Source organism: Brevundimonas sp. GW821-FHT12E07 (genome assembly GCF_058807035.1).
The window spans coordinates 194,382-218,468 of sequence record NZ_JBXAQH010000001.1; the positions used below are offsets into that span (position 1 = coordinate 194,382).

Here is a 24,087-nt window from a genome sequence, read left to right on the forward strand (position 1 = left end):
TGTTCTGTAGCCGACTTAGCCGGTCAGACCGAGGCGGCGACCGAGCGGATGGCGCCGTTGGCGATGGTCAGTTTGGCGAAGGTCCAGCCGGAGCCGGAGGCCTCGATCTCGTCGACGGAGGCGCGGACGCCCTCGACCACGGCCTTGCGCGGACCGATCCAGGCGTCGACGGCGTCTTCGGCTGCCTGTTCACTGACGCCGACCGAAGGATCGGAGGCTTTGGCCACGGCGCGGGTCAGGGCGACCTGTTCGGACATCAGGTCCTCGATCAGACGACGCACGGCCAGGCGGTCGAAGTGATCGCCCGACTGGATGCCGCCGGCGGCCGCGCGCAGGCGGTCGAAGTCGAAGGCGGCCCCGACCTGGTGATACAGACGCGCCATGGCCGGTTCGGACCAGCCGGCCTCCTTCGCCAGATCGCCGATGTCGGCGGTGGCGACCAGCGGACGCAGCATGGCGATGGTCTTCGCCAGATCCTCGCCGACACCCATGGCCGCGAACTTCTGCAGACGTTTGTCGAGCAGACCCTGTTCGAAGCGCGACAGGACGTCGCCGCCTTCCTGACGGAGCGCATCGGCGGCGGGGCGGTAGGCGGCGATCAGGCTGTCGACGGTGACGCCTTCACGGCCCGCCCGTTTGGCCAGCCAGAAGGTCTGGCGGCGCAGGACGGTGGAGATTTCCGTATAGAGGGCGGTCTGGGTCTCGGCCGGGATCTTGAGGTCGAGGCTGTTGACCGCGGCCCAGGCCTCGTCGAGGCGGAAGACGCGGCGCGCGGCCTCGAAGGCGATGACCAGGGCCGTCGTATCGACCTCGGCCGAGGCCTTCAGACGGTCCGGGAAGGTCGGACCCGTCATATTGACGATCTCGTTGCAGAGCACCGTGGCGACGATCTCGCGCCGCAGCCGGTGGCCCTTCATCTGGTCCTCGTACTTCGCCAGGGCCTGCGGGAAGTAGCGGACCAGGGTCTCCTCGAAGAAGGGGTCTTCCGGGGCCGAGGAGGCCACGATCTCGTCGGCCAGCTCCAGCTTGGAATAGGCCATGAGGACGGCGAGCTCGGGCCGGGTCAGGGGCGTGCCCGAGGCCTTCATCTCATTGACGCGCAGGTCGTTGGGCAGGCCCTCGACCTTGCGGTCCAGTTTGCCGCGCGCCGTCAGGGCCTGCATGAAGCGCTGCTGGGCGTCGAGGGCGCCGGCGCCTTCAGCCTGCTGCAGGGTCAGGGCGAGGGTCTGGTCGTAGTTGTGGACCAGGACCTTGAGGCCGACCTCGTCGGTCATGGAGGCCAGAAGCGCGGTGCGTTGATCCGCCGGCAGGACGCCGTTGGTCACCACCGACCCGACGAGGATCTTGATGTTGACCTCATGGTCGGAGGTGTCGACGCCGGCCGAGTTGTCGATGGCGTCGGTGTTGCTGCGCCCGCCGTTACGACCGTATTCGATGCGGCCGGCCTGGGTGAAGCCGAGGTTGGCGCCCTCGCCCACGACCTTGACCCGCAGTTCGCCGGCGTCGATGCGCAGGGCGTCGGTGCCCTTGTCGCCGACCTGCGCGTCGGTCTCGGTCGAGGCCTTCACATAGGTGCCGATGCCGCCGAGGTAGAGAAGCTCGGCGGGCGCCTTGAGGATGGCGCGCATCAGGGTGACGGGATCGACCGTGTCCTCGGTGATTTCCAGCAGGGCCTTGATCTGGGGCGTCAGCTGGATCGATTTGGCGCCGCGCGAGAAGACGCCGCCGCCGTCCGAGATCTTCGCCTTGTCGTAGTCCTGCCAGGACGAGCGCGGCAGCTGGAACAGGCGGTTGCGCTCTTCCCAGGACGAGGCCGGATCGGGCGTCGGGTCGATGAAGATGTCGCGGTGGTCGAAGGCGGCGACCAGCTTTGTCGCTTTCGACAGCAGCATGCCGTTGCCGAAGACGTCGCCCGACATGTCGCCGACGCCGACGGCGGTGAAGGGTTCGGACTGGATGTCCTTGCCGATCTCGCGGAAGTGGCGCTTGACCGCCTCCCAGGCGCCGCGGGCGGTGATGCCCATGGCCTTGTGGTCGTAGCCGATGGAGCCGCCCGAGGCGAAGGCGTCGCCCAGCCAGAAGCCGAAGTCGGCCGAGACGCCGTTGGCGATGTCGGAGAAGGTCGCCGTGCCCTTGTCGGCGGCGACGACCAGATAGGGGTCATCCCCTTCGAAGGCGACGACATTGGCCGGGCGGATCACCGAACCGTCGGCGCCGATGTTGTCGGTGATGTCGAGCAGACCCGAGAGGAAGGTCTTGTAGGCGCGGATGGCCTCGGCCTGTTGCGCGTCGCGGTCGCCGCCGGCGCGGACGATGCCGGACAGGTTCTTCGGGAAGAAGCCGCCCTTGGAGCCGACGGGGACGATGACGGCGTTCTTGACCTGCTGGGCCTTCACCAGACCCAGGACCTCGGTGCGGAAGTCGTCGCGGCGGTCGGACCAGCGCAGGCCGCCGCGCGCGACAGGGCCGAAGCGCAGGTGGACGCCCTCGATATGAGGGGCCCAGACGAAGATCTCGCGATAGGGCTTGGGCAGGGGCAGGTCGTCGAGTTCGCGCGAGGCGATCTTGATCGAGATGTGCGGCTTGGGCGCGCCGTCGACCGTCTGGTAGAAGTTGGTGCGCTTGATCGCCCCGACCAGCAGGGCGAGGCGGCGCAGGGCCCGGTCGTGGTCGAGGCTCTTCACGTCCTGCAGCAGGGCGGTGATCTTGTCCGAGAGTTCGGCGCAGTTGGCCTCACGCTCTTCGGCGCTGCCGCCGAGGCTCGGGTCGAACTTGCAGTGGAACAGGGAAACGATGGCGCGGGCCACGTCGGGATAGAGGGTCAGGGCTTCTTCCTGAACCGCCTGCGACGGGTCGAGGCCGGTCTGCTGGCGATAGCGGGCCAGGGTGCGGACCAGGGCCGCCTGACGCCAGTCGACGCCCAGCTCCATGACCAGACGGTTGAAGCCGTCGCTCTCGGTCAGACCGGTCCAGACGGCGGTGAAGGCGGTCTCGAATGGGGCCTTGATGTCGGCGAACGACAGGGCCGCGCCGCGCGGGTCTTCCAAGAGGAATTCGTGGACGTGGATCTCGGTGTCGCCGACCGGTTTGATGGCGTGGCCGAACTCTTCCAGCGTCTTCAGGCCCATGTCGGCCAGCACCGGCAGGACGTCGGACAGGGGCACGGCGGCGCCGCGGTGATAGAGTTTGAAGCGGAACTGCAGCTCGGTGTCGCCCGTGGCGCGGAAGGCGCGGACGGCGACGGGTTCGCCGGAGCCGACCGCGCCCGTGGCGTTCAGGCGGTCGATCTCCTGCAGGTCGGCGACGGCCTCGGCGGCGTCATAGCGGTCGCGGTAGCCGGCCCCGAAGGCCTCGGCCCATTTGGCCGACAGGGCGCCGATCTGGGCCTCGTCGATGTCGGCCTCGCGGGCGGCGCTCTCGAAGCGGTCGATCCAGCTGCGGCCGGCCTCGGCGACAGCGGCTTCGAGCGCGACCGGATCGGGGGTCGGGTGATCGCCGGGGGTCACGCCGATGATGTAGTGGATGCGGACCAGAGGCGCGTCCGACAGCTGCGGATACCAGGCCGAGAGGCGGCCGCCCCAGGCGGCGGCGAGGATGCGGGCGATCCGTTCGCGCACCGTGGAATCGAAACGTTCGCGCGGGATGAAGGCCAGCACCGAGATGAAGCGGTCGAACGGGTCCTGACGCGTGAAGGTCTTGATGCGCGGGCGGTCGTAGAGGTGGAGGATGCCCAGCGAGATGTTGAGCAACTCGTCCTCGGAAATCTGGAAGAGCTCGTCGCGCGGATAGTTCTCGAGGATGTTCTTGAGGCGCTTCTCGTTGTGGCTGCCCGGGGCCTTGCCGGCGCGGGCGAGGGCGCCGGCGACCTTGGCCCGGATCAGGGGCACCTGCGAGGCGGCGCTGTCATAGGCCTCGGCGGTGAACAGGCCGACGTAGCGGGTCTCGCCCGAGGGGCGACCGTCGGCGCCGTAACGCTTGACCCCGATATAGTCCATGTAGGCGCGGCGGTGGACGCGCGACCGGATGTTGGCCTTGGCCACGGTGACCGGGTCCGAGAGGTCCATCTGGCGCTTCATCTGGGCGGTCAGGATGGCGGGCTCGGAGGTGCGGCGCAGGACGGTGCGTGACGGATCACGCAGGACCCCGACCCCGGCCGAGACCTGACCCAGCGGTTCTTCATGGGCGTAGCCGCCGTCGGCGGTGCGCGGATAGTCGTAGTCACGGGCGCCGAGGAAGACGAAATGGTCGGCGTTGAGCCAGCGCAGGAACTCCAGCGTCTCGGCGACGACGGTCGGATCGACGGTACCGGGGCAGGCTTCCAGATGGGCGACCGAACGCTCCATCAGCTCATGCATGGCGCCGTGGTCGGTGACGGCGGCCTGGACGTCGGCGAGGGTCTCGGTCAGGGCCGTGGAAAGGGCCTCGCGGCGCTCGGCGGGCAGGGGGTCGATGACGACCACGATCATCGATTCGCGGTCGGAACCGGCGGTGCGGGCGCCCGAGGCGTCGCGGCCGAGGGTCACGACCGGGTGGAAGAGGGCGCGGACCGAGACGCCCGCGTCGGCCAGCTCGCCCATGACGCTGTCGACGAGGAAGGGGCGGTCGTCCTGGACGATGGCGATGACGTCATAGCCGGTCGCCGATCCGTCGGCGGCGGCCAGCGGCTGGACCGAGACGCGGGCGGCCTCTCCGGTCTTGCGCGCGTCGGCCGAGGTCCAGACCCGGGCCAGAAGCGCGGCCAGATCGGCGCCCGACAGCTCGGGCGTCTCGTCGTCGGCATAGTCCTCGTGGGCCTGCGACAGGAAGGAGGATTGCAGCGGACCCGTCCCCCCTCCGGCCTTGGCGAACGCGTCTTCGAGCGCCTCCAGGGAAATCGCCTGAGGGACGGAGCGAAGGTCGCCGGACATGGGCAGGGTCTCATTCGGCGCGGCCGGAGCCGCAAGGGGGTCAACGACACACTAGGCCGTTGAAGCTTCGGATCAATGAATGGCTGATTAGGCCCGACCGGCGCCTGCTGGAAGCCGGAAACGACATGGCCGGACCCGCTTTCGCAGGCCCGGCCATGGTTATCGCCGATAAGTCTCTTCCGGAGACGGAAGAACTAGAAGCGGTAGCTCATGCCGATGTTGAAGGCGTGCAGGCCGAATTTCGAGTTGGAGCGGATGATGTCCGTGCCGGTGGTGTTGGGGGCCAGAACGAAGGGGTTGGTCGCCGGGGCCGTGCCCTGGCCGACGCGGATGACGTGATCGCCGGCGTCGAGCGAGCTGTAGAGATATTCGCCGGTGAGGCTGAGGTTGGGGGCCAGCGCATATTCGACGCCGCCGCCCAGCTGATAGCCGTCGGCGCGGTCATCATCGAGGCGGGTGGTGAAGGTGTTGGCGCCGTTGGTGGTGAAGAAGCGGTTCTCCACCTCGGCGGTGGCCGCGCCGCCCGTGCCGTAGATCAGGGCCGGGCCCCAGGCGTAGCCGACGCGGGCGCGGACGGCGGCGAGGTTGTTCAGGGTGCGGGTGAAGACATAGGCCGCCGGGGTGGTGGAGAAGCCGGTGACGCTGTCCTCCTGATTGCCGACGCTGTAGTCGCCGACCACGCCGACGACGAAGGAGCCCATCTGGTAGTCATAGCCGGCGCGGACGCCGCCCTGGGTTCCCGGCGCGTCCTTGTCGCAACCGTCGGCGGCCACGGCCGAGTTCGCGGCGGCGCCGCAATAGCCGGGCGAGAAGGCGTTGGCGCCCGTGCCCGAGAGGGTGACGGTGTCGCCGTAGTTTCCGTCGAGGTTGCGGTCGAAGCGCAGGGTCTCGTCGCCCTGGCCGTTCTGCTGGGTGAAGCCGCCGAAGACCCCGACATAGGGGCCGGTCCAGCTGTCGGGGCCGGGCTGGCCGAACAAGGTCTGGGCCGAAGCAGGGACCGCGAGGAGGGCGAGTGTCGAGGCGGTGGCGAGAAGGGTGATCGTGCGGGTCATGAGGGGCGTTCCTGTCCGTGTGCTGAGCGTTTGCCTCCCAGCTCACGGGCGGCGGTCGCGGGTCCTAACGGGACAGGTACGAAGCGGGATGCGCCCCGGCCGACGGCTGCGCCAATGCGCCGCACGTGACGCAGTGTGCTGATTTGTCTCTGGAAATCGGTGGAACAAAAGACAAGGCCGCCGGACGGGGGGTCCGACGGCCTGCTTTGCGGGTCCGGCGCTGGAGGGGGGAAGGGCGCCGTCCCGGGTCGACGCGAACCCCGGAGGGGGAGGGGAGGGCCGCGTCGTCTGAGACCGAGATAGGAAGGCGTTAACGGGGGTTCAAGAGGCGGGGTCAGGCCGTCTCCTGCGGCGGCTTGACGCGTTTCCTGCTGGCCCGGGCCTTGGCGGCGGTGGCCTGTTTCTCGGCCTCGTCGGCATAGGGGGCGCCGTCGCCGGACAGGAGGACGGCCATCCACATCGAGCCCTTGAACTCGGCGAGGATAGCCATGGCCATGACCGCCAGAGGCGTCGACAGGAACATGCCGACCACGCCCCACATCTTGCCGAACAGGGCCAGGGACAGGAGGACGGCGACGGGGTCGATGTTCTGGTTGTCGCCCTGCATCCGCGGCTGGATCATATTGCCGACGATGAACAGCACGGCCTGCAGCCCGAGCAGGAGGACGATGGCCTGCCAGTAGGTCGGGAACTGGACGAGGGCGAAGAGCGGCGGGGCGAGGCCGCCGACGGCGCCGCCCAGCACCGGAATGAAGCCGACGATGAAGATGACGAAGGTCCAGAACTCGGCGTTCTGGAGCCCGACGGCCTTCATCAGGATCCAGGCGAAGACGCAGATGATCGCGCCCGTCACCGACTGGACCCAGATATAGCCCTCGACCCCGCCCCGGACGCGCTGGAACACCTCCATGGCCTCGGACCGCTGGAGCTTCTCGGGGAACATGGCGACGAGCTTGCGCCGGAAGCCGCCTTGCGACGCCAGCAGGAAGCCGAGATAGACGAAGACGAAGAAGGCGCCGGAGACCACGCCCTGGGCCTGAAGCGCGACGGTGGTCAGATAGCCCCGGATGTCGATGCCGGTGATCAGGACCTGCAGGGTCGGCGGATGCTGAATGCCCAGCAGGGCCGAGCCGTCACGCAGGATCTGGTCGATGCGCGGCCCGATATTGGTCGCCACGCCCGACGCCTCGCCGAAGAATCCGGAGGCGCCGTAGATGATGATGGCGATCGAGCCGGCGAACAGCAGGACCACCACGATCAGGGCGGCGAGCCCCGCCCAGCGATGCGGAATGGAGGTCTTTTCCTCAATGGCCCGCTTCACCCCGTCGATGACGATCATCAGGAAGATGGCCATGGCCAGGGGCGTCAGGATGTCCGACAGCCAGACGAGGGCGGCGGCCGTCACGACCACGGCGATCAGGACCAGGGCATTGCGGGCGACGACAGGGGTGGCGACGGTGATGGGCGGTTTCATGCGGTGACCTTCGGGGGGCGGGGACGGCGCGTCAATGAGGATTGGGCGCGATCAGGCGACGTTCCGCAAAGCTTGATCCGCCAACGCTTTTACGCCGCGAAAGGCTGCGCTAATCCAGAACGATCACTGGAGCCGCCTCGATGTCCGATCTGCCCTCTACCGGCCTGTTCATGGGCCAGTCCAATGACACGGGGGCCGGGGTTCCCGAGATCCTGTTGTGGCAGAGGGCCAACCGGCACGGGGTGATCGCGGGGGCGACCGGCACGGGCAAGACGGTGACCCTGCAGATCCTGGCGCAAGGATTTTCCGACGCCGGGGTGCCGGTCTTCTGCGCCGATGTGAAGGGCGATCTGAGCGGCATCAGCCAGCCGGGGGCGCCGAGCGAAAAGCTGATCGCCCGGGCGGCGGGGATGGGGCTGACCCTGAACCCCAAGGCCGCGCCGACGGTGTTCTGGGACCTGTACGGACAGAAAGGGCATCCGGTGCGGGCCACGGTCTCGGAGATCGGGCCGCTGCTGATGGCGCGGATGATGGACCTGAATGACGTTCAGGAAGGGGTGCTGACCGTCGCCTTCCACGTGGCGGACAAGGAGGGCCTGCTGCTGCTGGACCTCGACGACCTGCGCTCCATGCTGACCTATGTGGCCGAGAACGCCGCGAAGATCGGGCGCGAGGTCGGCAATGTGGCGCCGGCCTCGATCGCCTCGATCCAGCGCGCCCTGCTGCAGCTGGAACAGGACGGCGGCGCCGCCTTCTTCGGCGAGCCGGCGCTCCGCCTGACCGACATGATCCGCACCAGCCTGGACGGCCGGGGTCAGGTCAATGTGCTGGATTCGACCCGGTTGATGAACAGCCCGCGCCTCTATGGGGCGTTCCTGCTGTGGCTGATGTCGGAGCTGTTCGAACAACTGCCCGAGGTCGGCGACCCCGAGAAGCCGAAGATCGTCTTCTTCTTCGACGAGGCCCATCTCCTGTTCAAGGATGCGCCCAAGCCTCTGCTGGAGAAGGTCGAGCAGGTGGTGCGGCTGATCCGCTCCAAGGGGGTGGGCATCTATTTCATCACCCAGAACCCGGCCGATATTCCCGACAGCGTCCTGGCCCAGCTGGGCAACCGGGTGCAGCACGCCCTGCGTGCCTATACGCCGTCCGATCAGCGCGGGCTGAAGGCGGCGTCGGAGAGCTTCCGCGTCAATCCGGCCTTCGACACGACCGAGGCCATCCAGGCGCTGGGGACCGGCGAGGCGCTTGTTTCCGTGCTGGACGAGAAGGGGGCGCCGACGATCACGGCCCGCACCCTGATCCGGCCGCCGGACAGCCGTCTGGGCCCCGCGACCGACGCCGAACGCGCCTCGGTCATGGCCGCCAGCCCCGTCGCCGGGGTCTATGACAAGGCGATCGACCGTGAGTCGGCCGAAGAGGTTCTGGCCGCGCGCCACGCCGCCGCCGATCAGGCCGCCGACGCCGAGGAAGCCGCCAAGGCCGAAGCCAAGGCTCAGGCCCAGGCCGACAAGGCGGCCGCGCGGGCGGCTCCGAGGGCGGCCCCGGCGCCGAGGGCTCCGGCCGCGCCGCGCCGCTCGACGCGCGAGACGCCGATCGAGGCGATGACCAAGTCGGTGCTGCGCACTGCCGGTTCGACCATCACCCGCGAACTGCTGCGCGGGCTGCTGGGGAGTTTGAAGAAGCGGTAACCCCCGTTCCGCTCATCCCCCGCGAAGGCAGGGATGAGCGGATTTCGGTTCAATCCATCAGCTGCTGCGCCAGATAGGTGTAATGCCGCGCCCAGCGGCGGGCGTTGGCGACGGGGTCGGCGTCGTTGGAGTGACCGCCGGAGGTCTCTTCGTAATAGAGGTGGTCGTAGCCCATGTCGCCGAGGCGGGCGGCGAATTTGCGGGCGTGGCCCGGGTGGACGCGGTCGTCGCGGGTGTTGGTGGTGATGTAGACGCGCGGGTAGTCGGCGCCTCTGCGCAGGTTCTGGTAGCCGGAATAGCGGGCGATGAAGGCGGCGTCAGCGGGGACGCGCGGGTCGCCGTATTCGCCGATCCAGGAGGCGCCGGCGGGGAGCTCCCAATAGCGCAGCATGTCGATCAGCGGGCTTTCGATGACCGCCGCGTTGAACAGTTCCGGATGCTGGGTGATCGAGACCGAGGTCAGAACCCCGCCGTTGGAGCGGCCGTAGATGCCGAGGCGGCGCGGCGAGGTGATGCGGCGGTCTTCCAGATCGCGGGCCACGGCGGCGAAGTCGTCGAAGGCCAGCTGGCGGTGTTCGCGCAGGGCCGCGTCATGCCAGGCGGGGCCGAACTCGCCGCCGCCGCGGATGTTGGCGATGACGAAGGCGCCGCCGTTCTCGAGCCACAGCTTGCCCATCTCGGGCTTGTAGGCGGGCGGATAGGCGATGGAGAAGCCGCCGTAGCCGAACATGATCGTGGGCGTCGATCCGTTCATGGGCGCGTCCTTGGGACGGACCACGAAATAGGGGATCTTCGTCCCGTCGGACGACGTGGCCTCGAACTGCTCCACCACGTCCTTCGAGGCGTCGAAGCGGGCCGGGGCCGAGCGGATAACGTTGGCGGTCGACTGGTTGAGGTCGGCGATGGCCAGGGTCGGCGGGGTCAGGAAGCCTTCGAACGAATAGAACAGGCGGCCCGATTTGCGGTCGAACGATCCCAGGTGAACGGCGGCGTTGTCGGCGGCCGGAAGCACCGTCTGGGTCCAGGGGCGGGTGGCGTTGTTGTTGAACGAGACGACGTGGCCGATGACGTTGTCATAGACGGTGGCGACGATCTTCTCGTCCATCACCGCGACCTCCTCGATCGACTGGCGCGGCGTCGGGACCAGGACGATGTCGCTTTCGGTCGACATGAAGATGTTGCCGTCGGTCGGCGGGCGCAGGACGTTCAGGCTGACGGCCAGAAGCGAGCCGGCCGAGCGGGCGTTGCCGCGCCGGGTCCAGTCCTGATCGGGCGTGAAGACCAGCCGGTTGTCGATCATCCCGTGGATGGTGACCTTTTCCGGCAGACCCAGCTTGATGGTCTTGGCGCCGTCGATCAGCCAGGTCTCCTGGCGGAAGGTGTCGAGCGGGCGGGTGACGATGACGGCCTGAAGCTCGCCCGCCCCGTTGCGGAAGGCGCGCGGGCTGACGCCATAGCCGCCGTCGGTGGCGGCGCCGCGGAAGATCTCGACAGCCTGATCCAGACCCTGACCCCGGCGCAGACCCTTGACGATGAAGGGATAGCCGCTCTCGGTCAGGGTGCCCGGGCCGAAGTCGGTGGCGACAAGCAGCGTGTCCTTGTCCAGCCATTCGATGCGGTGCTTGCCCTCGGGCAGGACGAAGCCGCCCTCCACGAAGGTTTTCGTCGTGGTGTCGAACTCGCGGACCACGACGGCGTCCTTGCCGCCGTCGGACAGGGAGATCAGGCAGCGGGTCTCGTCGGGCGGCAGGCAGTCCGCGCCCTTCCAGACCCAGTCCTTGCCCTCGGCCTTCGACAGGGCGTCGATGTCGAGAAGCGTCTCCCACTCGGGCGTCGCCGAGCGGTAGGAGGCCAGGGTCGTGCGCCGCCACAGGCCCTTGGGATTGGTCGCGTCCTGCCAGAAGTTGCCGATGCCGTCGCCGAGGAAGGAGGGCGCCGCAATCCGGTCGGTGGCCGACAGGATGTCGAAGGCCTGCTGGCGGAAGGGCTCGTAGCGGCGGTCCGAAGTCAGGGCCATGAGGCTCTTGTCGTTCTCGGAGGCGACGAAGGCCATGGCCTCGGTCCCGTTGACCTCCTCCAGCGCCAGATGCTCGTCGGCGGCGCGGACGCCGGCGGGGGAGAGGTCGCGCGGCATGTGAGGCGGCGTGGACTGGGCGAGGGCGGTGGTGGCCATCAGGGACATGGCGAGGGTCAGCAGGACAGGACGCATTCTAAACTCCGCTCATCCCCGCGACGGCGGGGACCCAGATCTGTGAGCAGGACCGGCGGCGCCGATCCTGCCCCGATAGTGACTTACTGCTGCGCCGGCTGATCCATCAGGCGACGCGTCAGATAGGTGTATTCCAGCGCGATCCGGCGGGCGGTTTCCAGCAGATTCGCTCCGGCCGCGTGGCCGCCGTCGGTGTTTTCGTAGAAGAGGACCGGGTAGCCGAGCTCTTCCAGACGCGCCGCGGCCTTGCGGGCGTGGCCCGGGTGGACGCGGTCGTCCTTGGTCGAGGTGTGGATGAAGACCTCGGGATAGGGCATGCCCGCGCGCAGGTTCTGGTAGGGCGAATAGGCCTGGATCCAGGCGCGCTCCTCCGGAATGTCCGGATTGCCGTACTCGCCCTGCCAGGAGGCGCCGGCCAGCAGCTTGTTGAAGCGCAGCATGTCGAACAGGGGCACCTGGATGACGGCGGCGTTGATCAGGTCCGGGCGCTGGGTCAGCATGGCGCCCATGAACAGCCCGCCCTGCGAGCCGCCCATGATGCCGAGCTTGGGCTGGGAGGTGATGTGGCGAGCCTCGAGGTCGAGGGCCACGGCCTGGAAGTCCTCATGCGCCTTGTGGCGGTTCTCCTGCAGGGCCGCGTCGTGCCACTTGGGCCCGAACTCTCCGCCACCGCGCGTATTGGCCACGACATAGACGCCGCCGCGCTCGAGCCACAGCTTGCCGACCGTCGCCGAATAGCCGGGCAGGAGGGAGCTTTCGAAGCCGCCGTAGCCGTAGAGCAGCGTCGGGTTGGAGCCGTCCATCGGAATGTCCGACTTATGGACCACGAAATAGGGGATCATCGTGCCGTCGGCCGAGCGGGCCTCGAACTGGTCGACCTGCATGCCCGAGGCGTCGAACTTGGCGGGCAGGGACTTGACCACGGCGGCCGAGCCGGCAGCGGCGTCGGCGAGGTAGAGGCTGGACGGGGTCAGATAGCCGGCGACCGAGACGAACAGGCGATCGTCGGTCTCGCTGGCCGAGCCGACGCCGACGGTGACGTTGCGCGGCAGGTCCATCCGGCTGTGGCTCCAGTCGGAGGGGTCATAGACCTCGATCCCGCCCCGGACGTTGTCGAACAGGGCCACGACCAGCTTGTTGCGGGTGGCGGTCATGCTTTCGATGGCCTGACGCTCGGTCGGGCGGATGACCAGTTTCGCCTGGGCCTTCGGATCGGCCAGCCAGGCGTCGAGGTTCCAGGCGATGACGTCGCCGGTCAGGAAGGTCTGGCCCGACGGCGCGGTCCAGTCCTGTTTGACCGTGACCACCAGTTGGCCCTGGACCAGGGCGTTGATGTCGGACTTGGCGGGCAGGTCGAGCTTCGTCGTCGTGCCGTCGGCGTTGAGGCGGTAGGTCTCGGCCTCATAGAAGCTGACGCCGCGGTTGATCAGGGTCGCCTTGATGACCCCGTCGGCGTCGCGCAGGGCATAGCCGGAGACAGAAACGTCCGAAGGCTGGCCGGTGAAGACGGTCTCGGCCTGATCAATCGTCTGGCCGCGCTTCAGACGTTTGACGATCATCGGATAGCCCGAGGTGGTCAGGGTGCCCGGACCGAAGTCGCGCGAGATCAGCAGGGTGTCGGCGTCGATCCAGCTGGCGCCGCCCTTGGATTCGGGCAGGGAGAAGCCGCCGTCGACGAAGGTCTTCGTCACGCTGTCGAACTCGCGGACCACGACGGCGTCCTTGCCGCCGTTCGACAGGGAGACGAGGCAGAGGCGCTCGTCCGGCGGCAGGCAGGAGGCGCCCTTGTAGACCCAGTTCTGGCCCTCGGCGGCGGCGAGGACGTCGATGTCGAGCACCGTCTCCCACTGCGGGGTCTCGGAGCGGTAGGATTCGAGCGTGGTCTTGCGCCAGACGCCGCGGACGTGTTCGGCGTCCTGCCAGAAATTGGTGATCGTGCCGTCGTGGTTGAAGCCGGGGGCCGGGATACGGTCCCTGGACTGGACGATGGCCAGGGCCTGCTGATGCAGGGTCTCATAGCGCGGGTCGCCCTGCAGGACGCCGAGGCTGCGTTCGTTGTGGGCGCGGACCCAGTCCATGGCCCGGGCGCCGTCGACCTCTTCCAGCCACAGATAGGGGTCGGTCGCGTCCGAGGTGGCGAAGCCGCCCTCGGGGATCGGCGGATTGGCGAGGGGAGCGGCGGAAGCGGAGGCGGGAGACGCGGTCGTTTGGGCCATGGCGGCGGTGGTCATTCCGGTTGCGGCGAGAAGAACGGCGGCCGAGGCCAGCGAGCGCATCATATGGGGGCTCCTTGAAAGGTGCGGCACCTTAACGGCGGAGCTCGCGGCGACAAGATTACGGATTTTTCATGGGAAAGGGCCGATCGCCGCACCCGATGATCGGCCGGGGCGATCAGTCGCCGTCGTCCGGGATGCAGAGGAGTTGGCCGCAGGCCTTGCAGTGGACCGCGTCGGGGTCGTGCTTCTGCAGGCCGCATTGGTCACAGGGGAAGTGGACCTTGTGCGGCTTGAGCAGGGTCTGGCCGAGGCGCACGAACAGGGTGATGCCGATCAGCATGACGGCGATCGACAGGATGCGGCCCCAGGCGCCCGGAAGGGTGATGTCGCCGAAGCCGGTCGTGGTCAGGGTGGCGATGGTGAAATACAGGGCGTCCAGATAGCCGTTGATGCCGTCATGGCGGCCCCGGAAGGTGGTGTAGACGAAGCCGGTCACCACGAAGACGAAGGTCACGAGGCCGGACAGGGCCCGGGTGATCTCCTCGAACCGGGTGTCGTCGAACTTGCGCCCGATGGTCCGCCAGAAGATGTCGGAGTTGAGCAGGGTCCAGAGCCTGAGGATCCTGAGGAAGCCGAGATTGATGGCCCAGGCGGGGGCCAGCAGCGAGGCCAGGACCACCAGATCAACCCAGTTGATCGGCCGCCGGAACCAGTCCTTCCAGTCCGAAAAGGCGGTGATGCGCGCCGCCAGATCGAGGATCAGCAGGGCCGCGATCGCATAGTCGATCATATAGAAGGCGCGGCCGTGGGCCTTGAGGATGGGGGCGGCGACGAAGAAGGCGATGATGGCCAGATCGACCAGGATCACCGCCAGCCGGAACCGCACCGCCGTCAGGCTGTCGCCGTGATAGAGGTAGCGCAGCCGGGCCTTGAGCCGGAGGCCGTGGTGTTTGTTGGAATGGGCGGTCGGTTCGGCCATGCAGCAGCGATAACGCGCGTCGGGGAAAACAGCACCTCCCCTTTCGTCATCCTCCGGCAAGCCGTTCTTGCGGCGCAGACCGGGGGACCCAGCGGCGCGCGAGAGCGCGACCCTGTCGGGAGCGGCGTGTTTCGACATCGTGCCTGAACAGATCGCCTTCGGCGCCGCTGGGTCCCCCGGTCTCCCCCCGCTTGCGCGAGGGTCGCCGGAGGATGACGAAAGTTGGGAATAGGCTCCGCCTTCGCTATATGGAGGGCGAAATGACCCGTCCCTTCGTCAAGATGAACGGCGCCGGCAACGACTTCGTCGTGGTCAATGCGCTTGACCGGCCCTTCCAGCCGACGACGGAGCAGGTGCGCGCGCTGGGCGACCGGGACACGGGCGAAGGTTTCGACCAGCTGATCGCCATCGAGCCGTCGGAGACCGGCGACGCCTTCATGCGGGTGTGGAACAGCGACGGCTCGGCGGTCGAGACCTGCGGCAATGCCCTGCGCTGCGTCGGCTGGATGCTGATGCAGGCGTCCGGAGCCGACAGTGTGACCATCGACACCCTGGGCGGGCCGGCGGTGGCCTCGAAGCCCAATGACGGGCTCGGCGAGTACCGCATCACCGTCGACATGGGCGCGCCCCGGCTGGACTGGAAGCAGATCCCGTTGTCGGAGGAGATGGATACGCGCGGCATCGAGCTGCAGATCGGGCCGATCGACGCGCCGGTGCTGCACACGCCGGGCGCAGTCTCGATGGGCAACCCGCACGTGGTCTTCTTCATGGACCACACGCCCGACGACGCCTTCGTGCGTGGCTCGGGGTCGCTGATCGAACACCATCCGCTGTTCCCCGAGGCCGTGAACGTCGGCTTCGCCCATGTGGAGGCGCGAGACCGCATCCGCTTCCGCGTCTGGGAGCGGGGCGCGGGGCTGACGAAGGCCTGCGGCACCGGCGCCTGCGCGGCCCTGGTGGCCACGGCCCGTCGCGGCCTGACCGACCGCAAGGCCACGGTGGTCATGGACGGCGGCGAGGTGGTCATCGACTGGGACGAGGCGACCGACCATGTCTTCATGACCGGGCCGGTCGAGGTCGAGCGCACCGGCGGCCTGCCGTTCTGAACCCCGCTCTCCGTCATCCTCGGGCTTGTCCCGAGGACCCACGGTTCAACCCAATCGGACAGCGACGGTGAAACGCCGACGCGTCACCACACGCGATCAGTATTCCGCGCGCGGACGCATGGGTCCTCGGGACGAGCCCGAGGATGACGGGTGGGGGGATGACGGAGCTTAGCTCCCGCGACTACGCGCCCTCAGCCAGCTGACGAAGGCGGCCAGGGCGGGCGGCGGGTGGCGGCGCGAGGGGTAGTAGAGGAAGGGGCCTTCAAACGGCGGCAGCCAGTCTTCGAACAGCGAGATCAGACGCCCCGCCGCGATGTCCGCCTCCGCCCAGGCCGAGAAGGTGGCGTGAAAGCCGAGGCCGTCAACGGCGGCGCGGGCGGCGAGGATCCGGTCGGTGACGGTCAGGGCGCCTTCGGGATGGATGCGGATCAGGCGGTCGTCCTTTTCGAACTCCCAGACCACGACCCCGCCCGGCAGTTTCATGCGGATACAGGGCAGGGCGGTCAGCTGGTCCGGGGTGTCGGGCGTTCCGACGCGGGCCAGCAGGGACGGGGCGGCGACGAGGACGAAACGTTCGGGACCGCCCAGAGGGACGGCGATCATGTCCTTGTCCAGCCGCTCGCCATAGCGGACCCCGGCGTCGAAGCCGGCGCCGATGACGTCGGTGAAGCCGTCGTCGACGACCAGCTCCAGCTGGATGCCCGGATGGGCGGCGAGGAAGGGGGCGATCAGGGGGGCGAGGGCGATCTCGGCGGCGCCGGGCGCATTGATGCGCAGACGGCCGACGGGCTCATCGGACGGCAGGCCGGTCGCGGCCAGGGCCAGATCCAGATCCTCCAGCGCCGCGCCGACGCGCGCGATCAGGGCCTCGCCGGCCTCGGTCGGGGAGACGCTGCGGGTGGTGCGGTTCAGAAGCCGGGTCCCGAGCCCGTCCTCCAGCCCCCGGATGCGCTCCGACAGGCTGGACGGCGACAGCCCATGCTCGGCCGCCGCCCGCCGGAAGCCGCGATGACGCGCCACCGAGACCAGCAGGGCCAGATCATCGAGCGAAGGCTTCATTGTTCGAAAATCCGGATGGCTGGCATGGATCTGATCGGATCATCGCACGATCGGGCGCGGGCGGGGAAGTTTCGCGAGGGTCCGCATCCAGTCCGGGGTTCGGCGACGACTTGGGATTGAAAGGCGGATGGGCCGCCGGGAGACCACCGATGATCCGTCGCCGCGCCGTCCTCGCTTTCGCCGTCTCCGCCGGGCTCGCCTTCGGGGCCGGGCTGGCCGCACCCGCATTGGCCGCACCTGCCCAGGCTTCGGCCCAAGCGGTGATCGAGACGCCGATCCCGGGCTTCCCCCATGCGGTGCTCTACAGCCTGCCGGGCGAGGCGCGGCCGGTGGTGGTCATTCTGGCGGGCGCCGACGGCGGCGATGAAGGCGGCAAGCGGTTCGGGCCGATCCTGGCGCGGATGGGCTATGCGACGGTCAGCCTGCCCTATTATTCGCCGAACTGGGGCGAGTACGCGCCGCCGCCCCAGTATCCCGACCTGCCCGGCAGCTTCATCGACATCCGCATCGACCAGATCGGCGAACTGCGTGAGGCCCTGAGGGCCTTTCCGGCCGCCGACGTCGAGCGCTTCGGTCTGTTCGCCGCGTCTAAGGGATCGGAGTTCGCCCTGATCGCGGCCAGCCGCTATCCGTGGATCGACGCCGTTGTCGCCTATACGCCCAGCGATCTGGTCTGGGAGGGCTGGGGTCTGGAGATGGTCGAGGCCGAGGGGACGCGGTCGTCGTTCTCGTTCGCGGGACAGCCATTGGCCTTCATGCCCTATCGCGGCTTCGTCGAGGGGCTGATGGCCGGGCCGGGCAAGGCGGACCTGCGCGCCATCCACGAGAACGGCCGCGCCGACCATCCGGAGCGGGAGGCGGCGGCGCGGATTCCGGTCGAGGCCTATCCGGGCGCCCTGATGCTGATCGCGGGCGGGCAGGACGCCCAGTGGAACTCGGCGCGGCAGGCTGAAGCCATCGTCGCGGCGCGTGAGCGGGCGGGGCTGAAGACCGAGGCCCTGATCTATCCGGAGGCGGGCCACGATCTGGTCGGGGGCGACGGGGGTCTGCGGTCCGATCCGCGCAGCGGCGGGACGCCCGAGACGAATGCGGCGGCGCGGCTGGACGCCTGGCCCCGGATCACGGCGTTTCTGGCGACGAGCCTGAGGCCTTAACGACCGCCTGCGCGGCGCCAGGCGTCTCGCGCGGGGGCGAGGCGGGCCGGGACGAGTCCGCGCAGGGAGGCCTGGTTGCGGCATTTGAGGCCGGTCTCGGCGCCCTTGGACCAGGCGGCATCCGCCTCGCAGGCGACGCCGGCGGCGATGTCGACGACGATGACGGGCGAGGGCAGGGCCATCTGGCGGTCGAGCCGGAGCTTCATGCCGCTATTGGATGTGTCGACGATGACGCAGCCCATTTCAAACCCGCCCGCCAGAACGACACCGCGGGCGTGACTGGGCCGACGCGGCTCGAGGCGGCGATCTTCCTGCTGGATGGTCATGGGTATTGAACGCTCAACTCTTGATTCAGGTCGCCGAGCCCTCCCGGCGGCGCCTGAAGCCCTAGCGTGACAGGGGAGTGGTTACCGTCCGATGTGCGTCGAGGGTTACCGTGGTCCCGGCGTCGACGCCGCCGGCCAGCATGGACCGGGTGATGCGCTCGAAGACCTGGATGAAGCCGGCGATGCGGGCGCGGTCGGCGGAGGGCAGGGCGTCGGGGGCGAGGCCGAGAAGGTCGGCCTCCTGCTGGCAGCGCCAGTCGAGCACGACGTCGAAGGAGGGGGCGGCGAGGAAGAGGATGGCGTCGAAGGCGGAGAAGGCGCGGGCGTAGTCCCCGGCCAATGCATGATTGATCAGCCGGCGGCAGCGGCCATCGGGGTCGCGGTCGCGCTCCAGATCATTGATGGATTCCGCGAGATCGGCCTCGGTTTGGGGCCTGGCGCCGAGGCACCAGCCGTCGATCAGGATGACGGCGGGGCGGTCGGTGAAGACAGGCCACCGATCGACGGGCAGGCGGTCGTCGGCGCGCTTGTCGAAGGCGGGGAGGGGCGTCCGTGTGTCGGGTCCGGCGGCCCGCAGCGCGGCGACGGTCTCGGCGAGCAGGTCCAGGTCGTGGGTCAGGGGCGGACCGCGCGTCGCCAGCAGCGGGTGAAGATCGCGGGCGAGGGCCTGTCGTTCGGCCTTCGTCCGATAGACGTCGTCGAGGGACAGCTGGACGCCGTTCAGCGACGTGGCGAGGCTGCGGGCGAGGGTAGTCTTGCCGGAGCCCTGCGCGCCGGCGATGCCGATCAGGGGGATATGGCCGGGTCGTGAATGTTTCGCGATCAGGGTCCCGGCGACCTCGGTCAGCCGGGGGTCGAGCACCTAGTGCTGGCTTTCCGGCAGGCGGACGACCAGGCCGTCCAGCGCGTCCGAGACGCGGATCTGGCAGGACAGGCGGGAGTTGGGCTCGACGTTCTCGGCGAAGTCCAGCATCGACTCCTCCATGGCGCTGGCCTTGCCGGCTTCCTGCAGCCAGTCGGGGTCGACATAGACGTGGCAGGTGGCGCAGGCGCAGGCGCCGCCGCAGTCGGCGTCGATGCCCGGGACGTTGTTGCGGATCGCGCCTTCCATGACGGAGAGGCCGTTCTTGACCTCCACGGTCTGCTCGCCGCCGTCGTGCTGGATATAGGTGATCTTGGCCATGAGGGCCTCTTAGCAAGGGTGGGGAGAGAGGCAAAGCGCCCGGAGTGGCGGCTCAGGCCGCGACATAGACCCAGGCTTCGGTTCCCGAGGCGAGGCGGACGCGGATGCGGCGGTAGAGGTCGCCCTCATAGGCGTCGGCGGCGGCGAGGTCGGCTTCGGTGATCTCGAAGACCAGGCCGTCGACCGGTGCCGGATCGGACCCGCCGGGGATCACGACGGGATAGACCGTGTCGCCGTCGGTCAGGGTCGAGCGGGTGAAGCCGTCGAGGCGGTCGGGCGCGCCGGTCAGCCGGCGGCCGAAATGGGCGATCTGGATCGCGGGGTCCTGCAGCGTGCCATAGGCGAAGAGCAGGACCCCGGTCATCTCAGGCCGACTATGCGGCGGTCTTCTTGCGGTCCGGAGCGACCATCAGCTTCTTGGTCTCGGCGATGGCCTTGGCCGGGTTCAGGCCCTTGGGGCAGACTTGGGCGCAGTTCATGATGGTGTGGCAGCGGTAGAGCTTGAACGGATCCTCGAGGTCGTCGAGGCGGCTCTGGGTCGCGTCATCACGGCTGTCGGAGATCCAGCGATAGGACTGCAGCAGGGCGGCCGGGCCCAGATACTCGCCGGCGTTCCACCAGTAGCTGGGGCAGGACGTCGAGCAGCAGGCGCACAGGATGCACTCGTACAGGCCGTCCAGCTTGGCGCGGTCCGCCGGCGACTGCAGCCGCTCGGTGGTCGGATCGGGTTCGTCCGACTGGAGGTAGGGCTTGATCGAGTCGTACTGGGCGTAGAACAGCGTCAGGTCCGTCACCAGATCCTTGACCACCGGCTGGTGGGGCAGGGGCGAGATGGCGATGGTCGAGGACGAGCATTCGTCCCAGCCCTTGGTGCAGGCCAGGGTGTTGCGCCCGTCGATGTTCATCGAGCAGGAGCCGCAGATGCCCTCGCGGCAGGAACGGCGGAACGACAGGGTCGGGTCGATCTCGTTCTTGATGTGGATCAGGGCGTCCAGCAGCATCGGGCCGTGGTCGTCCGACGACACCTGGTACTCGTCCCAGCTGGGGTTCTGATCCAGGTTCGGGTCGTAGCGATAGACCTTGTAGGTCTTGACGTTCTTCGCCCCGGCAGCGGCCTTGTAGACCTTGCCCTTCCTGGGGCGCGATCCAATGGGAAGTGTGAATTCAGCCATCTCAGTAAACCCTCGCCTTGGGTTTGATGTACTCGATCTCGTCGGACATCGTGTAGGTGTGGACCGGGCGGTAGTCGATCTTGACCGGCTCGCCGGCGACCTTCCAGGCCAGGGTGTGCTTCATCCATTCGTCGTCGTGACGGTCGGGGAAGTCCTCGCGGGCGTGGGCGCCGCGGCTTTCCTGACGGTTGGCCGCGCCCTCGATGGTCACGAGCGCCAGGTCGATCAGGTTGTCGTATTCCAGGGTCTCGACCAGATCCGTGTTCCAGATCAGGCCGCGATCGGTGGTCTTGATGTCGGCCGAGCGGGCGTGGATGTCGCGGAGCTTGGCGACGCCCTCGTCCAAAGTCTTGCCGGTGCGGAAGACGGCGGCGTCCGACTGCATGGCGGCCTGCATCTCGGCGCGCAGATGGGCGGTCGAGGTGGAGCCGTTGGCGTTGCGGAAGCGCTCGAGGCGCGCGAGGTGCGGGGCCGTGGCTTCCGGCGGGGCGGCCGGGACCGGGGCGGCCTTGTCGACGATCTCGCCGGCGCGCAGGCCCGCGGCGCGGCCGAAGACGACCAGGTCGGTCAGGCTGTTCGAACCCAGGCGGTTGGCGCCGTGGACCGAGACGCAGGCCGCCTCGCCGACGGCCATCAGGCCCTTGACCACGGTGTCGGCGTTGCCGCCGACCTTGGTCAGGACTTCGCCGTGATAGTTCGTGGGGATGCCGCCCATATTGTAGTGGACGGTCGGGATGACCGGGATCGGCTCCTTGGTCACATCGACGCCGGCGAAGATCTTGGCGCTTTCCGAGATGCCGGGCAGGCGCTCGTGCAGGATCTTGGGGTCGAGGTGGTCGAGGTGAAGGTGGATGTGGTCCTTCTTGGGACCCACGCCGCGGCCTTCGCGGATCTCCATGGTCATGGAGCGGGAGACGACGTCGCGCGAGGCGAGGTCCTTGGCCGAGGGGGCGTAGCGCTCCATGAAGCGCTCACCCTCGGAGTTGGTCAGATAGCCGCCTTCGCCGCGGGCGCCCTCGGTGATCAGGCAGCCCGAGCCGTAGATGCCGGTCGGGTGGAACTGCACGAACTCCATGTCCTGCAGGGGCAGGCCGGCGCGCAGGACCATGGCGTTGCCGTCGCCGGTGCAGGTGTGGGCCGAGGTCGCCGAGAAATAGGCGCGGCCGTAGCCGCCGGTGGCCAGGATGACCAGCTTGGCGCGGAACTGGTGCAGGGTGCCGTCGTCCAGCTTCCAGGCGGTGACGCCCGTGCAGACGCCGTCCTGCATGATCAGGTCGAGGGCGAAGTATTCGATGAAGAACTTCACCTCGCGACGGACCGACTGGCCGTAGAGGGTGTGCAGGATGGCGTGGCCGGTGCGGTCGGCGGCGGCGCAGGTGCGCTGAACCGGGCCCTCGCCATAGTTGCGGGTCATGCCGCCGAAGGCGCGCTGGTAGATCTTGCCCTCGTCGGTGCGCGAGAAGGGCACGCCCCAGTGTTCCAGCTCGTAGACGGCCTTGGGGGCCTCGCGGACCAGATATTCGATGGCGTCCTGGTCGCCCAGCCAGTCCGACCCCTTGACGGTGTCGTACATGTGCCATTTCCACGAATCCTCGCCCATGTTGCCGAGCGAGGCGGAGATGCCGCCTTGCGCCGCCACGGTGTGCGAACGGGTCGGGAAGACCTTGGTGACGCAGGCGACCTTCAGGCCCTGCTGGGCGGCGCCGAGGGCGGCGCGGAGGCCCGAGCCGCCGGCGCCGACGACGACGACGTCGTATTCGTGGTCGATGAATTTCAGATCAGCCATGCGATCAGGCTCCGAACCCGGCGGGAAGCGGGGCCGAGCCCAGCGCCAGACGCACGATGAAGAAGACGCCGGCCGCGGCCAGCACGAAGAAGACCAGGTTCAGCAGGCCGACCAGCAGCCCCTTGGTCCCGGGCTTGTGGATGTAGTCCTCGACAATGACCTTCCAGGCCAGGGCGCCGAAGAGGCAGAAGATCAGGACCGTCGCGATGGCCAGGCCCGCGTTCAGCCTGCTGGCGAACCAGGCGACCACGGTGTCGTAGCTCGCGCCCGTCAGGGTGAAGGCGGTCGAGGCGACCCAGACGCCCAGGGGCATCAGGGCGGCGAGGCAGAGTTTTTCCAGGGTCCATTCGCCGGCGCCGTGGCGCTCGGAAATCTTGACCCCGTTCCTGAACTTTGCGGGATGACTCACAGCGAGATCCTTCCGGTGGCGAACAGGATGGCGAAGAAGACGATCGCCAGCGGGATCGGACCCCAGACGGCGATGTTCGACAGCAGGTTGGCGGGTTTCAGCGTCAGGGCCGCGCCGGTGTCGTTGATCAGGTGGCGGGCGCCGTTGAGCAGGAAGGAGAACAGCACCACCGTCAGGCCGAAGCCGACGAAGAGGCCCAGCGGCGTCGCGAGGCAGGCGCCGATGCAGGCGAAGGCGTCGGGTCCGAAGGCGACGGCGGCGAGCCAGCCGACCAGCAGAACCGCCGCGACGCTCGCGGCGCCGATGGTCACCCGGAACAGGATGGAGGCCGCCATGGTGACATGCCAGCGCCAGACCTGGAGGTGGGGGGACATGGGCCGGGGACGGCCGTTGGGCTGGATGACGTACCGGTCGTCCTGACCGGTCGAGTCGGGGGTGTTCGACATGCGAATGGTTCTCAAAACCCTGTGAGTTCAGGCTTTCACCGTTTGTGGGAGTGGCTTTAGGACCCCCCGTCCGGGGGTGTCAACGCGAGCGGCGCCGCACTGCGGCAAGAAAAAGTGCGACGCCGTGTCATTGGCGGGGAACCGATCACGTTTTCGCGTGTTGCCGCTTCCACGCTAGCCATGTGCGCCCGCGATCCGCATCGTAGGGCCATGCTGTTGCTTACCCTCATGATTGCTGGCGTCTCTGGCCTGTCGGGTCAGGAAACCGCCTACGCCCAGACCCCCTCGAGCGAGGTCTACGCCGCCCCCGTGGTTCGTCCGTATGAGCCGCCGTCCGATTTCGGGCGTCAGGTCGAGGAGGGTGACGTCAACCGTCCGATCCGCAGCCGCCCGATCACCGGGCCGGTCGCCGTCGAGGCCTACCAAGGCAATTACGAACAGAACCGCTCGTCCGGCGAGATCGGCTATGTGGCGGCGGTCAACCGCGCCCGGGCCTCGGCCGACGCCCGGATGGGACCGCTGGACGGGGTGTGGAGCGCCGTCGGGACCGACGGAAAGCCTGTGCTGGATCTGGTCCTGTCGGACCGGGGCGCTTCGAAGCCCGTCGAGGGCGCCCTGAGCCTGAACGACGCGACCCGCTCGACGGCCCCGGTCGGTTCCGTGACCCGGAATGGCGACGAGACGACGATCGAGGCCTCGGTCGGCGGCCGCCAGGTCAGGCTGCGCCTGCAGCCGGCGGAGCAGGGCTGGACCGGGACGCTGAGCGGTCTGGGCCGCGATCAGGCCGTTTCGCTGACCCGCCCGGGGTGACGCCGATCCCGCTTGCAGGCCAAGCGTTGCGGTAACCACGTTACGCCCTCAGGTTGCGCGACCTAACTATGGTTATAACCAGCGGATTTAAAAGCGGTTCTTAAGCCGTCA

Annotated in this window: 19 protein-coding genes; 4 read left to right on the forward strand and 15 right to left on the reverse strand. The window is 68.4% G+C overall.

Features of this window, described 5'->3' with window-relative positions; genetic code table 11:
* Nucleotides 1-23: 23 nt before the first annotated feature.
* The 3 genes from AC1ROD_RS01000 to AC1ROD_RS01010 all read right to left on the reverse strand — a co-directional run bounded on the left by AC1ROD_RS01000 (nt 24) and on the right by AC1ROD_RS01010 (nt 7,433).
* On the reverse strand, nt 24-4,907 hold the full coding sequence (locus AC1ROD_RS01000) for an NAD-glutamate dehydrogenase (RefSeq protein WP_492946402.1): 4,884 nt from the start codon (nt 4,905-4,907) through the stop codon (nt 24-26).
* 194 nt (nt 4,908-5,101) lie between these two features.
* The gene (locus AC1ROD_RS01005; RefSeq protein ID WP_492946403.1) at nt 5,102-5,959 is read right to left on the reverse strand and encodes an outer membrane protein; all 858 of its coding nucleotides are present in this window, start codon (nt 5,957-5,959) and stop codon (nt 5,102-5,104) included.
* A gap of 334 nt (nt 5,960-6,293) precedes the next feature.
* Nucleotides 6,294-7,433: an AI-2E family transporter gene (locus tag AC1ROD_RS01010; RefSeq protein ID WP_492946404.1), complete on the reverse strand. Its 1,140-nt coding sequence runs from the start codon at nt 7,431-7,433 to the stop codon at nt 6,294-6,296.
* Nucleotides 7,434-7,573: 140 nt separating this feature from the next.
* Between AC1ROD_RS01010 and AC1ROD_RS01015 the strand changes: the two genes are divergently transcribed.
* Nucleotides 7,574-9,121 carry a helicase HerA-like domain-containing protein gene (locus AC1ROD_RS01015; RefSeq protein ID WP_492946405.1) on the forward strand — a complete coding sequence of 516 codons (1,548 nt, stop codon included), beginning with the start codon at nt 7,574-7,576 and terminating at the stop codon, nt 9,119-9,121.
* 49 nt (nt 9,122-9,170) lie between these two features.
* On the opposite strand, the gene AC1ROD_RS01020 is transcribed toward AC1ROD_RS01015, so the two are convergent.
* The 3 genes from AC1ROD_RS01020 to AC1ROD_RS01030 all read right to left on the reverse strand — a co-directional run bounded on the left by AC1ROD_RS01020 (nt 9,171) and on the right by AC1ROD_RS01030 (nt 14,525).
* Nucleotides 9,171-11,330, reverse strand: coding sequence for a prolyl oligopeptidase family serine peptidase (locus AC1ROD_RS01020; protein WP_492946406.1), 2,160 nt, complete (start codon nt 11,328-11,330; stop codon nt 9,171-9,173).
* A gap of 83 nt (nt 11,331-11,413) precedes the next feature.
* Nucleotides 11,414-13,609: a prolyl oligopeptidase family serine peptidase gene (locus AC1ROD_RS01025; protein ID WP_492946407.1), complete on the reverse strand. Its 2,196-nt coding sequence runs from the start codon at nt 13,607-13,609 to the stop codon at nt 11,414-11,416.
* Between the two features lie 112 nt (nt 13,610-13,721).
* Complete coding sequence (locus AC1ROD_RS01030) at nt 13,722-14,525, reverse strand: potassium channel family protein (RefSeq protein WP_492946408.1); 804 nt, start codon at nt 14,523-14,525, stop codon at nt 13,722-13,724.
* A 260-nt stretch (nt 14,526-14,785) separates the two neighbouring features.
* On the opposite strand from AC1ROD_RS01030, the gene dapF reads away from it, so the two are divergent.
* Complete coding sequence (dapF, locus tag AC1ROD_RS01035; RefSeq protein ID WP_492946409.1) at nt 14,786-15,631, forward strand: diaminopimelate epimerase; 846 nt, start codon at nt 14,786-14,788, stop codon at nt 15,629-15,631.
* A 168-nt stretch (nt 15,632-15,799) separates the two neighbouring features.
* On the opposite strand, the gene AC1ROD_RS01040 is transcribed toward dapF, so the two are convergent.
* On the reverse strand, nt 15,800-16,690 hold the full coding sequence (locus tag AC1ROD_RS01040; RefSeq protein ID WP_492946410.1) for a LysR family transcriptional regulator: 891 nt from the start codon (nt 16,688-16,690) through the stop codon (nt 15,800-15,802).
* Between the two features lie 149 nt (nt 16,691-16,839).
* Here AC1ROD_RS01040 and AC1ROD_RS01045 point away from each other — a divergent pair, with 149 nt between their 5' ends.
* On the forward strand, nt 16,840-17,844 hold the full coding sequence (locus tag AC1ROD_RS01045; protein ID WP_492946411.1) for an acyl-CoA thioester hydrolase/BAAT C-terminal domain-containing protein: 1,005 nt from the start codon (nt 16,840-16,842) through the stop codon (nt 17,842-17,844).
* Here AC1ROD_RS01045 and AC1ROD_RS01050 read toward each other — a convergent pair.
* The 8 genes from AC1ROD_RS01050 to sdhC all read right to left on the reverse strand — a co-directional run bounded on the left by AC1ROD_RS01050 (nt 17,841) and on the right by sdhC (nt 23,166).
* The gene (locus AC1ROD_RS01050; protein ID WP_492946412.1) at nt 17,841-18,170 is read right to left on the reverse strand and encodes a PilZ domain-containing protein; all 330 of its coding nucleotides are present in this window, start codon (nt 18,168-18,170) and stop codon (nt 17,841-17,843) included. The two genes, AC1ROD_RS01045 and AC1ROD_RS01050, sit on opposite strands and share 4 nt — an antisense overlap.
* Before the next feature lie 61 nt (nt 18,171-18,231).
* Entirely contained in the window at nt 18,232-19,032 is an 801-nt protein-coding gene (locus AC1ROD_RS01055; protein ID WP_492946413.1) for a kinase, read from the reverse strand.
* Entirely contained in the window at nt 19,033-19,353 is a 321-nt protein-coding gene (locus AC1ROD_RS01060; protein ID WP_492034598.1) for a 2Fe-2S iron-sulfur cluster-binding protein, read from the reverse strand.
* Between the two features lie 52 nt (nt 19,354-19,405).
* On the reverse strand, nt 19,406-19,717 hold the full coding sequence (locus AC1ROD_RS01065; RefSeq protein ID WP_492946414.1) for a gamma-glutamylcyclotransferase family protein: 312 nt from the start codon (nt 19,715-19,717) through the stop codon (nt 19,406-19,408).
* Nucleotides 19,718-19,727: 10 nt separating this feature from the next.
* The gene (locus tag AC1ROD_RS01070) at nt 19,728-20,525 is read right to left on the reverse strand and encodes a succinate dehydrogenase iron-sulfur subunit (protein ID WP_492946415.1); all 798 of its coding nucleotides are present in this window, start codon (nt 20,523-20,525) and stop codon (nt 19,728-19,730) included.
* A 1-nt stretch (nt 20,526) separates the two neighbouring features.
* Nucleotides 20,527-22,311 carry a succinate dehydrogenase flavoprotein subunit gene (gene sdhA / locus AC1ROD_RS01075; RefSeq protein ID WP_492946416.1) on the reverse strand — a complete coding sequence of 595 codons (1,785 nt, stop codon included), beginning with the start codon at nt 22,309-22,311 and terminating at the stop codon, nt 20,527-20,529.
* A gap of 4 nt (nt 22,312-22,315) precedes the next feature.
* Nucleotides 22,316-22,720 carry a succinate dehydrogenase, hydrophobic membrane anchor protein gene (gene sdhD, locus AC1ROD_RS01080; protein ID WP_492946417.1) on the reverse strand — a complete coding sequence of 135 codons (405 nt, stop codon included), beginning with the start codon at nt 22,718-22,720 and terminating at the stop codon, nt 22,316-22,318.
* Nucleotides 22,717-23,166 carry a succinate dehydrogenase, cytochrome b556 subunit gene (gene sdhC, locus AC1ROD_RS01085; protein ID WP_492946418.1) on the reverse strand — a complete coding sequence of 150 codons (450 nt, stop codon included), beginning with the start codon at nt 23,164-23,166 and terminating at the stop codon, nt 22,717-22,719. The genes sdhD and sdhC overlap by 4 nt, the downstream gene beginning before the upstream one ends.
* Nucleotides 23,167-23,382: 216 nt before the next feature.
* Between sdhC and AC1ROD_RS01090 the strand changes: the two genes are divergently transcribed.
* Nucleotides 23,383-23,976, forward strand: a complete 594-nt coding sequence (locus tag AC1ROD_RS01090; RefSeq protein WP_492946419.1) for a hypothetical protein — start codon at nt 23,383-23,385, stop codon at nt 23,974-23,976.
* Nucleotides 23,977-24,087 lie beyond the last annotated feature (111 nt).

What these genes read in the sequence shown, in the direction of transcription:
- AC1ROD_RS01000 (WP_492946402.1), bottom strand. Translation starts at nt 4,907, where the DNA reads ATGTCCGGCGACCTTCGCTCCGTCCCTCAGGCGATTTCCCTGGAGGCG.
- AC1ROD_RS01005 (WP_492946403.1), bottom strand. Translation starts at nt 5,959, where the DNA reads ATGACCCGCACGATCACCCTTCTCGCCACCGCCTCGACACTCGCCCTC.
- AC1ROD_RS01010 (WP_492946404.1), bottom strand. Translation starts at nt 7,433, where the DNA reads ATGAAACCGCCCATCACCGTCGCCACCCCTGTCGTCGCCCGCAATGCC.
- AC1ROD_RS01015 (WP_492946405.1), top strand. Translation starts at nt 7,574, where the DNA reads ATGTCCGATCTGCCCTCTACCGGCCTGTTCATGGGCCAGTCCAATGAC.
- AC1ROD_RS01020 (WP_492946406.1), bottom strand. Translation starts at nt 11,330, where the DNA reads ATGCGTCCTGTCCTGCTGACCCTCGCCATGTCCCTGATGGCCACCACC.
- AC1ROD_RS01025 (WP_492946407.1), bottom strand. Translation starts at nt 13,609, where the DNA reads ATGATGCGCTCGCTGGCCTCGGCCGCCGTTCTTCTCGCCGCAACCGGA.
- AC1ROD_RS01030 (WP_492946408.1), bottom strand. Translation starts at nt 14,525, where the DNA reads ATGGCCGAACCGACCGCCCATTCCAACAAACACCACGGCCTCCGGCTC.
- dapF (WP_492946409.1), top strand. Translation starts at nt 14,786, where the DNA reads ATGACCCGTCCCTTCGTCAAGATGAACGGCGCCGGCAACGACTTCGTC.
- AC1ROD_RS01040 (WP_492946410.1), bottom strand. Translation starts at nt 16,690, where the DNA reads ATGAAGCCTTCGCTCGATGATCTGGCCCTGCTGGTCTCGGTGGCGCGT.
- AC1ROD_RS01045 (WP_492946411.1), top strand. Translation starts at nt 16,840, where the DNA reads ATGATCCGTCGCCGCGCCGTCCTCGCTTTCGCCGTCTCCGCCGGGCTC.
- AC1ROD_RS01050 (WP_492946412.1), bottom strand. Translation starts at nt 18,170, where the DNA reads ATGACCATCCAGCAGGAAGATCGCCGCCTCGAGCCGCGTCGGCCCAGT.
- AC1ROD_RS01060 (WP_492034598.1), bottom strand. Translation starts at nt 19,353, where the DNA reads ATGGCCAAGATCACCTATATCCAGCACGACGGCGGCGAGCAGACCGTG.
- AC1ROD_RS01065 (WP_492946414.1), bottom strand. Translation starts at nt 19,717, where the DNA reads ATGACCGGGGTCCTGCTCTTCGCCTATGGCACGCTGCAGGACCCCGCG.
- AC1ROD_RS01070 (WP_492946415.1), bottom strand. Translation starts at nt 20,525, where the DNA reads ATGGCTGAATTCACACTTCCCATTGGATCGCGCCCCAGGAAGGGCAAG.
- sdhA (WP_492946416.1), bottom strand. Translation starts at nt 22,311, where the DNA reads ATGGCTGATCTGAAATTCATCGACCACGAATACGACGTCGTCGTCGTC.
- sdhC (WP_492946418.1), bottom strand. Translation starts at nt 23,166, where the DNA reads ATGTCGAACACCCCCGACTCGACCGGTCAGGACGACCGGTACGTCATC.